This window comes from uncultured Ralstonia sp., from assembly GCA_913056305.1.
In the GTDB taxonomy this organism is placed as follows: domain Bacteria; phylum Pseudomonadota; class Gammaproteobacteria; order Burkholderiales; family Burkholderiaceae; genus Ralstonia.
Genome location: CAJXMR010000134.1, coordinates 1 through 13,165 on the forward strand (window position 1 = coordinate 1; position 13,165 = coordinate 13,165).

Annotated in this window: 14 protein-coding genes; 7 read left to right on the plus strand and 7 right to left on the minus strand. The window is 66.4% G+C overall.

The features are described 5' to 3' along the window. Positions 1-35: 35 nt before the first annotated feature. Positions 36-512 (plus strand): pilin, encoded by a 477-nt coding sequence (locus tag QZ609_RS18115; RefSeq protein WP_295497720.1) that lies wholly within the window; start codon positions 36-38, stop codon positions 510-512. Between the two features lie 54 nt (positions 513-566). On the opposite strand, the gene moaC is transcribed toward QZ609_RS18115, so the two are convergent. Beyond that, entirely contained in the window at positions 567-1,043 is a 477-nt protein-coding gene (gene moaC / locus QZ609_RS18120; protein ID WP_295497694.1) for a cyclic pyranopterin monophosphate synthase MoaC, read from the minus strand. A 93-nt stretch (positions 1,044-1,136) separates the two neighbouring features. Between moaC and QZ609_RS18125 the strand changes: the two genes are divergently transcribed. Then, complete coding sequence (locus tag QZ609_RS18125; protein ID WP_295497696.1) at positions 1,137-2,831, plus strand: M48 family metalloprotease; 1,695 nt, start codon at positions 1,137-1,139, stop codon at positions 2,829-2,831. A 650-nt stretch (positions 2,832-3,481) separates the two neighbouring features. Here the strand turns inward: QZ609_RS18125 and QZ609_RS18130 are convergent. The 5 genes from QZ609_RS18130 to QZ609_RS18150 form a co-directional block, all read right to left on the minus strand. Then, complete coding sequence (locus QZ609_RS18130; protein WP_295497698.1) at positions 3,482-4,063, minus strand: DUF2946 family protein; 582 nt, start codon at positions 4,061-4,063, stop codon at positions 3,482-3,484. Further along, on the minus strand, positions 4,056-5,156 hold the full coding sequence (locus tag QZ609_RS18135) for an alpha/beta fold hydrolase (protein ID WP_295497700.1): 1,101 nt from the start codon (positions 5,154-5,156) through the stop codon (positions 4,056-4,058). The genes QZ609_RS18130 and QZ609_RS18135 overlap by 8 nt, the downstream gene beginning before the upstream one ends. A gap of 36 nt (positions 5,157-5,192) precedes the next feature. Then, complete coding sequence (locus tag QZ609_RS18140; protein ID WP_295497702.1) at positions 5,193-5,633, minus strand: nuclear transport factor 2 family protein; 441 nt, start codon at positions 5,631-5,633, stop codon at positions 5,193-5,195. Between the two features lie 34 nt (positions 5,634-5,667). Next, the gene (gene waaF / locus QZ609_RS18145) at positions 5,668-6,693 is read right to left on the minus strand and encodes a lipopolysaccharide heptosyltransferase II (RefSeq protein WP_295497704.1); all 1,026 of its coding nucleotides are present in this window, start codon (positions 6,691-6,693) and stop codon (positions 5,668-5,670) included. Between the two features lie 73 nt (positions 6,694-6,766). Beyond that, the gene (locus QZ609_RS18150; protein WP_295497706.1) at positions 6,767-6,964 is read right to left on the minus strand and encodes a zinc-finger domain-containing protein; all 198 of its coding nucleotides are present in this window, start codon (positions 6,962-6,964) and stop codon (positions 6,767-6,769) included. A 316-nt stretch (positions 6,965-7,280) separates the two neighbouring features. On the opposite strand from QZ609_RS18150, the gene QZ609_RS18155 reads away from it, so the two are divergent. From QZ609_RS18155 to rarD, 3 genes are read left to right on the plus strand one after another with little or no spacing between them, the layout of a single operon-like run. Further along, positions 7,281-8,078 (plus strand): AzlC family ABC transporter permease, encoded by a 798-nt coding sequence (locus tag QZ609_RS18155; RefSeq protein ID WP_295497708.1) that lies wholly within the window; start codon positions 7,281-7,283, stop codon positions 8,076-8,078. Further along, positions 8,075-8,398 carry an AzlD domain-containing protein gene (locus QZ609_RS18160; RefSeq protein ID WP_295497710.1) on the plus strand — a complete coding sequence of 108 codons (324 nt, stop codon included), beginning with the start codon at positions 8,075-8,077 and terminating at the stop codon, positions 8,396-8,398. Before QZ609_RS18155 ends, QZ609_RS18160 begins: the two co-directional genes overlap by 4 nt. Before the next feature lie 3 nt (positions 8,399-8,401). Then, positions 8,402-9,304, plus strand: coding sequence for an EamA family transporter RarD (gene rarD / locus QZ609_RS18165; RefSeq protein WP_295497712.1), 903 nt, complete (start codon positions 8,402-8,404; stop codon positions 9,302-9,304). On the opposite strand, the gene QZ609_RS18170 is transcribed toward rarD, so the two are convergent. After that, positions 9,290-11,176, minus strand: a complete 1,887-nt coding sequence (locus QZ609_RS18170) for a M66 family metalloprotease (protein WP_295497714.1) — start codon at positions 11,174-11,176, stop codon at positions 9,290-9,292. The genes rarD and QZ609_RS18170 overlap by 15 nt on opposite strands. 181 nt (positions 11,177-11,357) lie before the next feature. Here QZ609_RS18170 and QZ609_RS18175 point away from each other — a divergent pair, with 181 nt between their 5' ends. Both QZ609_RS18175 and QZ609_RS18180 read left to right on the plus strand, forming a co-directional pair. Beyond that, on the plus strand, positions 11,358-12,569 hold the full coding sequence (locus QZ609_RS18175; protein WP_295497716.1) for a phosphoglycerate kinase: 1,212 nt from the start codon (positions 11,358-11,360) through the stop codon (positions 12,567-12,569). Positions 12,570-12,620: 51 nt separating this feature from the next. After that, positions 12,621-13,165: pyruvate kinase (locus tag QZ609_RS18180; RefSeq protein WP_295497718.1), on the plus strand; the 545-nt coding region annotated here is incomplete at its 3' end.

Consider the following 13,165-nt stretch of genomic DNA (forward strand, 5'->3'; position numbering starts at 1 on the left):
ATCATGCCGGCAAGCGAACCCAGGCTGGTTTCACCCTGATCGAGCTGATGATCGTTGTTGCCATCGTCGGTATTTTGGCGGCGATTGCGGTGCCGGCATATCAAGACTACACAGCGCGTTCGCGTGTCACTGAGGGCTTGTCTCTGGCGACGGCGGCCAAGACCATGGTTGCAGAGAACGCCATCGCAGGACTGCCGTTAGACAAAGGTTACACGCCGAACGCTACGGCCACTCGCAACGTTGTGAAGGAGGGGATCACGATCGTTCCTGAGACTGGAGAAATCCAGATCGCCTACGCGGAGAACGTTGCCGGTAAGGGCGCTAATACGCTGATTCTCAAACCGACCTCCAATGGCGAAGCATTGATCGGGGACGAGAATAAGAGTGTTCGTCCCACCGGGCCGATTCGCTGGGATTGCTATGCGAAGGACATTAAAGGTCGTGATGGTCTGCCTGACCCGGGGAAATCACCGACACTGGAAGCAAAACTCGTCCCAACCGAATGTCGCTAATTGCCTAAAAAAGAAGAGCGCTCTGGGGGCGCTCTTTTTCCTTCGGAGGGTCAACTACCCCGCCACCCACTCCCCCGACTTTCCACCGCGTTTTTCCATCAGCCTGACATCCCCAATCACCATCCCCCGGTCCACGGCCTTGCACATGTCATAGATAGTCAGCAGCCCCACCTGCACCGCCGTCAGCGCCTCCATCTCCACGCCAGTCTGCCCGCGCGTCTCCGCCCGAACCGTGCAGCGGACACTGTGTTGCGCCTCGTCCAGCTCAAACTCCACCGCCACCTTGGTCAACGCCAACGGATGACACAGCGGAATCAGATCGGACGTCCGCTTCGCCCCCTGGATGGCCGCGATGCGCGCCACGCCCAGCACATCGCCCTTCTTGGCGGTGCCATCGCGCACCAGCGCAAATGTCTCGGGCAGCATGTGAATCGTGCCGGTGGCCACGGCCACGCGATGGGTCACGGCCTTGTCGCCGACGTCGACCATATGGGCTTGTCCGGCGGTATCGAAGTGAGTCAGGTGTGGCATGGATTGCGGAGCAGGTGTCGAAGCGTTTTATGATAGCAAGCGCACGGCCTCCGGCGATTCCGCCAGGCTGATTCCGCATCACACGCACTCCGCATGACGCTCTCTCTCTTCCGGCCGCGCGCCCGCCAGCTGACGGCCGCGGTGTTGTTGACGACGTGGCTGGCGCCGCTGCCGTTACCGGTGCTGGCGCAGGGCGCGGCATCGGCGCCCGCCGCCGCTGCGGCCGCTGCGGCCGATACTGCCGATCAGGTGCAGAGCAACCTGAACCGCAGCGTGCAGATCGGCCGCCAGTCGCCATATCTGCAGAAAGACCCGACCATCATCGACGCGCCGACGTACGAGTTGCCCGACATGGGCGACCCGTCCACGGCGGCGCTGTCGCCGGAGATGGAGCGCCGCCTGGGCGACCGCGTGATGCGCGAGATCCGTCGCGACCCCGATTACGTGCCCGACCCGCTGCTCACCGATTACCTCAACGAGATCGGCTACAAGCTGATCGAGGCGGCGCGGCGCCAGCACGTGGCGGGCAGCACTTCGGCGTCGAGCTTCGAGCTGTTTGCCGTGCGCGATCCGGCCATCAACGCGTTCGCATTGCCGGGCGGCTACGTGGGCGTGAACACCGGCACGCTGGTTGCCACCGATAGCGAATCTGAGCTGGCCTCCGTGCTCGGCCACGAAATCGGCCACGTGCTGCAACGGCACATCGCGCGCGGCATCGACAAGCAGGGCGAATCGATGTGGATTGCGCTGGCGTCGATCCTGCTGGCCGGGTTGGCGGCCACCAAGAGCGGCGACGCCGCGCAGGCACTGGCGGTGGGCGGTCAGGCGGCGGCGGTGTCGCACCAGCTGTCGTTCTCGCGCGGTGCCGAGCGCGAGGCGGACCGCGTCGGCTTCACGCTGCTCACCGGTGCCGGCTACGACCCGGATGGCATGCCCGACTTCTTCCGCCGCCTGCAGCGTGTGACCAATATTGCGGATACCGGCGTCATCCCCGGTTATGCGCGCACCCACCCGCTCACCGGCGAGCGCATCGCCGACATGGCGGACCGCGCGCGCGGCCTGCCGCACCTGCGCCAGCCGCGCCGGCCTGAGTTCGGCTTTGCCAAGACGCGGGCGCGGGTGCTGCAGGAGACCTCCAACAGCGCCTATATCGACGTGCGCAATGCCATGCAGTCGCAGCTGGCTTCTGCACCGGATGCGCCGGTCGAGAAGCGCGCCGCGCTCTGGTATGGCATCGCCTTTGCCAACCAGAGGGTGGGCAAGTTGGACGAGGCTGAGCAGGCGTTGCTGGAGGCGCGACGGCTGTACGGCAATATCCCCGGCATCACTTCCGGCAGTCCTGACCTGGACGTGACCGCCATCGAACTCGCACGCGCACACAATCGCGTGCCCGAGGCGCTGACGCTGTCACGTGCGGCGCTGAAGGCGTATCCGCTGTCGCGTGCCGTGGCCATCACCTATGCGCAGACGCTGCTGGCGTCCGGTCGGCAGGAGGAAGCGATTCCGTATCTGCGCGAGAAGGCGCGCGAAGACACTACGCAGCCTATCTGGTGGGACGTGCTCGCCCGCGCTTATGCCGACAAGGGCAAGCGCGTCGAGCAGCACCGCGCGCTGGCGGAAAAGTACGCGCGCGAAGGTGCCTGGGGCGAAGCGGTCCAGCAACTCAAGCTCGCGCGCGATGCAGGCGATGCGGATTTCTACACGCTGTCCGAAGTCGACGCGCGGCTGCATCAGATGGAGCGGCAGTACAAGGAAGAGAAGGCTGAGGATAAGGCGTTGCCTAAGTAGGCTTGTTCTTGTGGTGCATCCCTTGTTTCATCCCCTGCCGGGGCTGACTCACTTTCTTTGTCTTGCCAAAGAAAGTAAGCAAAGAAAGGCGCGCCCGATGCGGCGACCCCCTCCTTGGATTTTTGTCGCGGGGAGGGAAGGGAGGCAAACTCGCTGCGCTCAGACAAGCCTCCTCTCTTTATCCTCCTCGCAACAAAAATCCAAGGCGCCGCATAGGGCAGGAACATCAAAGGCCAAACCGACGGTGAACAGGCGGTAGCACTTCGGGTTTTGTGGAGGGGCCAGCCCGTGGTTCTGGCCTCCTACGCAGCCGGCATGGCCCAAAGAAAAAGGCCAACCCTTCATGAGGTTGGCCTTGTCGTTTTGGCTGGCGCCCAGGCGGTTTGCTTTTCCCTTGCCCTAGATGGCGCCTTGAATTTCTGTCGCAGGGAGGAAAAAGGAAGGGGAACTGTCTGAGCGCAGCGAGTTTTCCCCTTCCCCTCCCTGCGACAGAAATTCAAGGAGGGTGTCGCCATCTCGGGCGCGCCTTTCTTTGCTTCCTTTCTTTGGCAAGACAAAGAAAGGGAGTCGGCCCCGGCAGGGGGCGAAACGGGGGATGGACCAGCAAGCCTCGCCCTGAAGCACTGGGCCACACCGTCGAGCGCGAGCGCCTAACTTGCCGGATGCCGCACGAACCCAAACCGCTGCTCAATCTCCGCGCTGTGAATCGGCTCAATATCGAACGTGCGATCGCCCAGGGTCAGGGTGCCAAGCGCCGCACCGCAAGCATCACCATGCCACTGTGCCAGCGACGAGAACGGCTCAAGGTCGTGATCGTGCAGCACCGCGATGGTGTCTTCAGCATTGAAGCCCGCCACGCAGCCACTCAGCAGCACATTGCCGTGCTCATCGGCAAAGCACCCGGAAGGTGCGAAGACAGACCCAGTGGTGGTCGTGAAGGCCGGTGGCACGCCATCGGGCGACAGCCGCACGATCCACGGCGTGTACTCCAGCTCCACAAACACCCGCTGCGGCCCGTTTTGAAAGAACCACCGCCCAGCCTCATCGTGCGTGTAGTTGCGAACGATGAAATCGACGAGCGCCGCATGCCGCACCGGATCGCCCGACAGCTTGTGCTGCTGCGCAAACTCGTTGCGCATGCGCCATTGCCCGCGCCGGTCCAGCGCCAGCCAGCCGAAGCAGTTCGGCACGTTCGGCCACTTGGCCATGGCTTGGCGGACGATCTCATCCATGCGTCGGCTCCGCAGTCGAGTCGGGCTGTGGCGCACGCCCCAGGACCTCATCGAAGAAACGCAGGATGCGCGCAGGCATCCAGTCGATGCGGCCGGCCGCATGGCGCATGCCGCTGCCGTGCCGCAGGAAGCCGACGTGGCCACCGTGCAGCGGCTGGTCGAGCACCACATCGGGTGAGACGTCGGCTGGGCCCGGCAGGTGGTCGCCGGGCAGGAACGGATCGTTGCGCGCGTTCAGCACCAGCGCCGGCACGCGCACCTCGTGCAGCACCGGCTTGGATGAGGCGCGCGTCCAATAATCGTAGACGTCGCTAAAGCCGTGCAGCGGCGCGGTGACGAGGTTGTCGAATTCACCGAGGTTGCGCGCGGCCAGCATCGCGTCGCGGTCATACAGGCCCGGGTGCTGGTCCAGCTTGGCGCCGGCTTTCTCCTTGAGCGTGCGCAGGAACATGCGCGTGTAGACCATGTTGAAGCCGCGTGACAGCGCGGCACCGCCCGCCTTCATATCGAGCGGCGCGGACACCGTGGCGGCGGCGCTCAGGTGGCGCGCACCCGCGCCGTGCTCCCCAAGGTAGCGCAGCAGCGCATTGCCGCCCAGCGAGATGCCGACCGCCAGCAGCCTGCGGCCCTGAGGCACGCAGTGTTCCTGATAGAGCCGCTCAAGAATCCAGGAGATTTCCTTGGCATCGCCGCAGTGGTACATGCGCGGCGCGTGGTTCAGCTCGCCCGAGCAGCCGCGAAAGTGCGGGATCACGCCTGCCCAGCGGCGCGCGCGCAGCGCGTCCATCAGCAGGCTTGCGTAGTGGCTGCGCGAGTCGCCCTCCAGGCCATGGAACATGACGACCAGCGGCGCGTGCGCGTCCACCTCGTGCGTGGTCCAGTCGAGGTCGATGAAGTCGTGGTCGGGGGTGTCCCAGCGCTCGCGCTGGTAGCGGATGCGCGGAAAGCGCCACAGCCGTGCCGGCACGATGGTCTGCGCGTTGCCGCCGATCAGCCACCACGGCGAGCGGAACGCGTGCGGCTCGAACGGCCCGGCCAGCATGGCGCCGAGCTGGACATCGACAGGAACGGTTTGGCGAAACGGGGCAAGCATGGTGGGGAAACTGCTGTCGCGCCAAGCAGGCGCGGCTCAGTGCAGGGAGTGTGTGACGCTGGCCATCGATGCCGCCACGCGCTCTTCAGCGGCCTGGCTGGAGTGCACGTGCGCGATGCGCCAGCCCTCATGGTTCTGCATCAGCACGTAGGTGGTGTGCACGTACAGGGCGGCCTCGGTGGCGTCCGGCGAGAAACGCAGCGCCTCGGTGGCCTCGAAGATCGATACGCCCAGCGACGAATGCACCTGCTGATCCAGGCACTCGATCCACACCGGCTGGCTTTCGACCAGGGCGTCGAGGCAGCCGCGCAACTGCTCGTGGCCGTGCAGGCGCTGGCCATCGGGCAGGATGAAGCTGACCGTATCCTCATCCAGCCAGAGCTTGAGTGCGCTGTCGGCGTCGCGGCGCTTGAGCGCTTCGCGGTAGGCGTCGAGGATGTCCTCGGCGGCTTCGAACAGTCGGGCAAATCGTGGCATGGCGGTGAACGTTGAAGGTAAGACGCGTGGCGCGTTACACCGGCTGCAGCAGCCGGCGCAATTCATGAAACACCATCTCGGGACCGATGTCGCGCAAGCAGCGCAGGTGGCCAAGCGGGCATTCGCGGGCGAAGCACGGGCTGCACTCCAGATGGAGCCACATGATACTCGCAGCGGGTGACAGGGGCGGCGTGTGGCGCGGGTCGCTGGAGCCGAACACGGCCACCTGCGGGCGTCCGAGGGCAGCGGTCACGTGCATCAGGCCGGAGTCGTTGCAGATCGCGGCCTCGGCGCGGGCGAGCAGTTCGATGGCTTCATCGAGCGAGGTCTCGCCGCACAGGTTGCGCACGAAGGGCGCGCGCTCGACGATGGCGTTGGCCATCTCGCGGTCCTTGCCGGAACCCAGCGCGATGATCTGCGCGTAGGGGAACGAGCGCCGCAGCATCTGCGCGAGCTCGGCAAAGTGCTCGGCGGGCCAGCGCTTGGCGGGGCCGTATTCCGCGCCGGGGCAGAAGGCGACCAACCGCGCATTGCCAGCAATGCCGAACTTGGCCGAGGTGGCGGCCACACGCTGCACGTCCACCTGCAGGTGCGGGTCGGGCAGGGTGTCGGGCAGCTTGGCGCCGGGCTTGAAGGCCAGTGCCGCGTAGTGCTGCACCATCGGCGGCCGCGCTTTCTTGGGCGGGTTCGGGTAGCGCACGTTGAGCACGCCCACGCGCGTTTCGCCCTTGTAGCCGATGCGCAGCGGAATGCCGGCCAGCCACGGGATCAGCGCGCTCTTGAACGAGTTCGGCAGCACATAGGCGACATCGAACTGCTCGCCCTTGAGCTGCTGGGCAAACATCGTGCGGCTGCCGAGCTGCAGCTTGCCGTGGGCGAGCTCGGTCGGCAGGACGCGCGTGATCTCGGGCATGCGCGCGAGTACCGGCGCCACCCACTTGGGCGCGATGGCGTGGATCTGCACGCGCGGGTGCCGCGCCTTGATCTGCGCGAACAGCGGCTGCGCCATCAGCGCGTCGCCGATCCAGTTGGGGGCAATGACGAGGATCTTGCGCATCATCGGCTCGCCGACAGAACCGGAAGCAGGGTGCTTCGGCCAAGGTGACGATCGAGATACGGCGTGTCGGTACCGCTCAATGGTGGCCCTTCAGTTCAACGCCGGGGGCCAGCTTGTAGACGGTGCCGCAGTACGGGCACTTGACCTCGCCGGTGTCGGCGATGTCGAGGAACACGCGCGGGTGGTAGCTCCAGGCCGGCGTCTTGGCGGTCGGGCAATGCAGCGGCAGGTCGTCTGCGCCGATTTCGATGGTGGGTGCGGTATGCGTGGTCATGATGAGGTGAGAAAGCCAGCGCGGTCAGACCCCGGAGGGGCTGCCACGCCTTTTATGGGGCCGCAGGCTCAAATAATGCCGACAAAGGCGGAATTGTAAGGGGTGGGGGCGGGCGCGCCAACGCTGAATGTGTCGGCGTGGCGCGTAGCACAAAATGTTCACCAAACGTCGTTAAGCAACTACTTAACACAAAAAGTATAATCGGACGTTTCCTGCGAGCCACCATGTCGCCCCCGACGTTCCCGCGCCTGCGCGCTGCCGGCCCCATCCGGCCGATCACCAAAAAAGAGAAGAATCAGCCGCAAACGGGGGCGTCATGCCGCTAGTCCGCTGGGGCACCGCGCTGCAGCGCCGCTGGCAGGCGATCGACCCGGCCGAGCGCGCGGGCTTCATCGCCGGCGCGCGCTTCTATGCCCGCTCGCTGCCGCCCGTGTTCACCTGGGGGCTGGTGACTGGCGTGGCGATGAGCAAGTCCATCCTGACCATCCCCCAGGCCATCGGCATGACGATTCTGGTCTATGCCGGCTCGTCGCAGCTGGCGGTGCTGCCGCTGCTGGCGGCCGGCCTGCCGATCTGGACGGCGCTGCTGACCGCCTTCATCGTTAACGTGCGCTTCGTTATTTTCAGCGCCGGGTTGATGCAGCATTTCGGGCACCTGCCGTTCATGCGGCGCGTGCTGCTGGGCTTTTTCAACGGCGACCTGCCCTACGTGTTCTTCAGCCAGCGCTTTCCGCGGACGGGGCCGGAAGCGGGCAAGGAAGGCTATTTCTGGGGCATGACGCTGACGAGCTGGGTTGCCTGGCAGGCGTCGTCCATCCTGGGCATTGTCGGCGCGAGCCTGTTTCCGGATTCGTGGGGGCTGGCGCTGGCCGGCACGCTGGCGCTGATTCCGGTGATGGTGTCGACCATCCGCGGTCGCGCCACGCTGATGGCCGTGGCGGTGGCCGCGCTGCTGGCGCTGATCGCCTTCAAGCTGCCGTACCGGCTGAGCCTGGTCATTGCGGTGGTGGGCGCGATGGCCGCCGGCCTGGCCGGGGATGAAGCCGCTGCCCGCCTGGAGTGGCGCCAGCGGCGCGCGCTGCCGGCGCAGCCCGAGTCGAAGGAGGGCTCATGACCACGCTCGAGATCTGGCTGACCATCTTCGGCATGACCCTCGTCACCATCGTCACGCGTTCGCTGTTCCTGATGGTGGGCGACCGCATGACGCTGCCGACACGTGCGCAGCACGCGCTGCGCTTCGCCCCGGCCGCCGCGCTGATCGCCATCGTGCTGCCCGACCTGCTGTGGAACCACGGCAGCTTCGACCTGAGCTGGACCAATCCGCGCCTGATGGCCGGCATCGCCTCGACTGCGTTCTATGTGGCGACGCGGCGCATGCTGGGCATGATCGTTGTCGGCATGGCGGTTTATACCGTGCTGCGTCTCTGGGGATAAATCGTGCCGGGATCGACACGCAACGGCGTCATCTTCGCCTTCCTGGCCTACACGATGTGGGGCCTGTTTCCGCTGTATTTCAAGCTGCTCAAGGCGGTGACGCCGCTGGAGATCCTGTCGCACCGGGTGATCTGGTCGTTGGCGGTGATGGTGGTGATCCTGCTGGTCAAGCGGCATTGGGCGTGGCTGTGGGCGCTGCGCACGCAGCCGCGCGTGGTCGGGCGCTATGCGGCCAGCACCGGTTTGCTGGCGATCAACTGGCTCACCTATATCTGGGCGGTCAACCATGACCACGTGCTCGACGGCAGCCTGGGCTACTTCATCAACCCGCTGGTGGTGGTGATGCTGGCCGCGCTGGTGCTGGGCGAGCGGCTGCGGCCGGTGCAGTGGGTGGCGGTGGCGCTGGCGGCGGCGGGCGTGGCCTGGCTGACCTGGCAGGCCGGGCACCCGCCGTGGATCGCGCTGGCGCTGGCGTTCTCGTTCGGGTTCTATGGGCTGCTGCGCAAGACCTCGCCGCTGGGCGCGCTGGAAGGGCTGACGCTGGAGACACTGCTGCTGTTTCCGCTGGCGCTGGCCTACCTGGGCTGGCTGGCGGCGCAGCAGCAGAACGTCTTCCTCGCGGCATCGCCGGGCATCCAACTGCTGCTGGTGCTGGCCGGGCCGCTGACCGCGGTGCCGCTGCTGCTGTTCGGCGCGGGGGCGCGGCGGATTCCATTGTCGCTGCTGGGGCTGTTGCAGTATGTGAGCCCGACGCTGCAGCTGCTGCTGGGCGTGTGGCTCTATAACGAGCCGTTCGCCGGGCCGAAGGTGGCCGGCTACGTGCTGATCTGGATCGGGCTGGTGCTCTACAGCGCCGAGAGCGCGCTGCGCCTGCAGCGCGCGCCCAGGGTGTCAGCGGCTAAGTAGCACCGTCGGCGTGGCCGGCAGCCCGTTCCACGCCATCGGCGTGTCGAGCAGTTCCACCTTGGTGATGGCTTGGCCGCCCGGCACGTTGATGGTCCACAGCTTGAAGCTGGCGCCGTTGGTCGGGTCCGAGGTATTGGCCGCCGGGGTGCCGGTGGGGTTGAACCACGGGCGGAAGCCACCTTGCAGCACACGCGTGATCTGCGAATTGTCGGCGTAGGTCACGCGCACGGTGTAGTCGCAGCCGCTGGCGTGGCAATACCAGGCATAGGTGCCGGTGTTGGGCACAATGGCTTGCTGGTCCGCTGCGCTGGCCGGGTCGAACGTCCGCAACAGGTTGCCGGTGTAGGGCAGTGGCGGGTAGATCTGCGACACGCCCGCCGTGCCCGCGCGGCTGAAGGTGATGGCGATGGCGACCACCGGCACGTTGGTCTGCGCCGGCAGGTTCTGGTTGATGCCGTACAGACCGTTGCTGGTCGTCGTCGGCGTATAGGCCACGCGCGCCTGGGCGTTTGCGTCCCATTTGCTGTAGCCGGTGGGCGAGGCGGCATCCACCAGGACGCGCCCCTGCAGCCAGCCCTGCATCTTGCCGGTGTTGTAGTCCGAGAAGGTGGCGAACTTGTAGCCGGGGGCTTGATCGCCCGCGCCGCCCTGCATCGGGTCCTGCTTGATGCAGCGACCAGCCGAATCGGTTACGTGGCCGCTGGTGCAATTGGGGTAGTGGCTGGCCGTGGTCGGCACACGGATATCGAGGAACTGGTTGTGGTTCGGGTCGTAGCCCCACGCCGAGCCGGCCAGGCTGCCGCCCGCATACGGGTAGGCGCCCACGTTGTAGGCTTCGCCCGCATGCGGCAGGCCAAATGCGTGGCCCTGCTCGTGGATGAAGACGCCGGTGTAGGCCTGGTCGCCTACGCCAACCCCCCCGCCGACGGCACCCAGCCCACCACCCAGGCCGACCGCATGGCCGGACACCGGGTCGACCGGCAGAATCGGGACGTAATACTGGTTGTTGGTGGCGTCCTCGCCGTTGGCGCTGCGCAGGCCCTGGGCCAGGCTCAGCAGGGCCCCCATCACCGCGTAACCGTCCTTCTGCTGGCTCATCGCCGTCACCGTGTAGGCGGGCTGGGCGACGTTCGTGCTGTCGGTGCGCGGCGGGATCACGACGCTCGACCACGAGACGCGCCCGATCGGGTGGTTGACCGCGTTGAGCGACGCCACGGGCCACTTGGCGAAGATCTCCTGTTGCGTGACCGTATCCGGCACTTTGGTGGCGGAGAACGGCGTGGTGTTGGTGTCGTTCGCGCCAAACAGGTAGAAGGGCAGCACGCGCAGGGCGATGTCGGCGTTGGTGCCGAAGGCCTGGGTGTGGGTCGTGCTTGGCGCGTAGTTGGCGGCGGATACGCGGAACGACGTGCCCGGCACCATCCATGCGGCAGGTAGCGTGGCGCTCCAGCGGTCGGTCGCATAGGGGCGGCCGTTGGCTTCAGTGGGCGGTAGCGCGGCCGGGGCGTTGAGGGCAAGCGTGCCGATCAGCGCGCCGTTGCGCCAGGCCTCCAGCACCGGCTGCTGCACGTCGGTCTGCGCGATGGCGACCAGCGCCAGTGCAGAGCGATTGCCGATCAGCTGCAGCGTGGCGCTGTCATTGGCCAGCTTCCACGAGAACCCGCCCTCGGGCAGCACGTGGGTCTGCGCAAACTCCAGCGTGTTCAGCGTGAGTTGGCTGGCCGCTGGGGATGCGGTGGTCGGCGTGCCACTGCCTGGCTGGGTGCTGGTCGTGGTGCTGGTGGAAGAATCGCCGCCGCCGCAGGCGGTCAGCAGGGCGGTGGTCAAGGCGGCCGCCAGCGCGGCGCGGCCCAGGTGTGGCACTTGGCTCATGTGGAATTCCCGACGTTGTTATGTGTGTTTTGGGCCACATTGTAGCTTTGTGAAGAAATATTGAGGATTGCGGGATTGCCTGGTTCGGCATGCCGACGTTCGGTCGCCCGTTTTGCTGGCAGGGGTGGGGGAGCGATCAGGTAAAATCGCCGTTTTCCGCGATTCCTTCTCTGTTGCTGCCATGCCCAACGTCCTGCGTCTGACCGATCTCATCTCCGAAGGCAAGCTTGCCGGCAAGCGCGTGTTCATCCGCGCCGACCTCAACGTGCCGCAAGACGACGCCGGCAACATCACCGAAGACACGCGCATCCGCGCCTCCGTGCCGGCCATCCGCGCCGCGGCCGACGCTGGCGCCGCCGTGATGGTCACGTCGCACCTGGGCCGCCCGACCGAGGGCGAGTTCAAGCCGGAAGACTCGCTGGCGCCGGTCGCCAAGCGCCTGGCCGAGCTGCTGGGCCGTGACGTGAAGCTGGTGCAGAACTGGGTGGATGGCGTGGATGTGGTGCCCGGCCAGGTCGTGCTGCTGGAAAACTGCCGCGTGAACAAGGGCGAGAAGAAGAACAGCGACGAGCTGGCGCAGAAGATGGCCAAGCTGTGCGACGTCTACGTCAACGACGCCTTCGGCACCGCGCACCGTGCGGAAGCCACCACCCACGGCATCGCCAAGTTCGCCCCCGTCGCCTGCGCCGGCCCGCTGCTGGGCGCCGAGCTGGACGCGCTGGGCAAGGCGCTGGGCCAGCCGGCCCGTCCGCTGGTGGCCATCGTGGCCGGCTCCAAGGTGTCGACCAAGCTGACCATCCTGAAGACGCTGGCCGACAAGGTGGACAACCTGATCGTCGGCGGCGGCATCGCCAACACGTTCATGCTGGCCGCCGGCCTGAAGATCGGCAAGTCGCTGGCCGAGCCGGACCTGGTGGGCGATGCCAAAGCGATCATCGACATGATGGCCGCGCGCGGCGCCTCGGTGCCCATCCCGAGCGACGTGGTCTGCGCCAAGGAATTCAGCGCGACCGCCGCGGCCACCGTCAAGGACGTGGCCGACGTGGCGGACGACGACATGATCCTCGACATCGGCCCGAAGACGGCCGCGCTGCTGGCCGACCAACTGAAGTCCGCCGGCACCATCGTGTGGAACGGTCCGGTCGGCGTGTTCGAGTTCGACCAGTTCGGCAACGGCACCAAGGTGCTGGCCGAGGCCATCGCCGCGTCGTCGGGCTTCTCGATCGCGGGTGGCGGCGACACGCTGGCCGCCATCGCCAAGTACAACATCGCCGATCGCGTGGGCTATATCTCCACCGGCGGCGGCGCGTTCCTGGAGTTCCTGGAAGGCAAGACCCTGCCGGCCGTGGAGATCCTGGAACAGCGCGCCCAGAACCAGGCCGCACTGGCCTGATTGCCACGCCAGGCAACCGCATCGTCCGATAACACCAACGAGACACCGCCCATGACCCGCGCCACCAAGATCGTCGCTACGCTCGGCCCCGCGTCCAGCACGCAGGAAGTCCTGACCCGCATGATTGCCGCGGGGGTGGATGTGGTGCGGCTGAACTTCTCGCACGGCACCGCGCAAGACCACATCGACCGCGCCCAGTTGGTGCGCGAGGTGGCGCGCTCGATCGGCCGCGAGGTCGGCATCATGGCCGACCTGCAGGGCCCGAAGATCCGCGTCGGCAAGTTCGAGAACGGCAAGATCACATTGAATCCGGGCGAGCGCTTCACGCTCGACGCCCGTTGCGAGTTGGGCAACCAGGAGCGCGCCGGTCTCGACTACAAGGAGTTGCCGCGCGACGTCGGCCCGGGTGATTTGCTGCTGCTCAACGACGGTCTGATCGTGCTGCAGGTTGAGCGTGTGGTCGGCGAGGAGATCGAAACCATCGTCAAGATCGGCGGCGAGCTGTCCAACAACAAGGGCATCAACCGCCAGGGCGGCGGGCTGTCGGCGCCGGCGCTGACCGCCAAGGACATGGAAGACATCAAGACCGCGATGGC

Coding starts and splice junctions, on each gene's coding strand:
- moaC (WP_295497694.1), bottom strand. CDS start 1,043: ATGCCACACCTGACTCACTTCGATACCGCCGGACAAGCCCATATGGTC.
- QZ609_RS18125 (WP_295497696.1), top strand. CDS start 1,137: ATGACGCTCTCTCTCTTCCGGCCGCGCGCCCGCCAGCTGACGGCCGCG.
- QZ609_RS18130 (WP_295497698.1), bottom strand. CDS start 4,063: ATGGATGAGATCGTCCGCCAAGCCATGGCCAAGTGGCCGAACGTGCCG.
- QZ609_RS18135 (WP_295497700.1), bottom strand. CDS start 5,156: ATGCTTGCCCCGTTTCGCCAAACCGTTCCTGTCGATGTCCAGCTCGGC.
- QZ609_RS18140 (WP_295497702.1), bottom strand. CDS start 5,633: ATGCCACGATTTGCCCGACTGTTCGAAGCCGCCGAGGACATCCTCGAC.
- waaF (WP_295497704.1), bottom strand. CDS start 6,693: ATGATGCGCAAGATCCTCGTCATTGCCCCCAACTGGATCGGCGACGCG.
- QZ609_RS18150 (WP_295497706.1), bottom strand. CDS start 6,964: ATGACCACGCATACCGCACCCACCATCGAAATCGGCGCAGACGACCTG.
- QZ609_RS18155 (WP_295497708.1), top strand. CDS start 7,281: ATGCCGCTAGTCCGCTGGGGCACCGCGCTGCAGCGCCGCTGGCAGGCG.
- QZ609_RS18160 (WP_295497710.1), top strand. CDS start 8,075: ATGACCACGCTCGAGATCTGGCTGACCATCTTCGGCATGACCCTCGTC.
- QZ609_RS18170 (WP_295497714.1), bottom strand. CDS start 11,176: ATGAGCCAAGTGCCACACCTGGGCCGCGCCGCGCTGGCGGCCGCCTTG.
- QZ609_RS18175 (WP_295497716.1), top strand. CDS start 11,358: ATGCCCAACGTCCTGCGTCTGACCGATCTCATCTCCGAAGGCAAGCTT.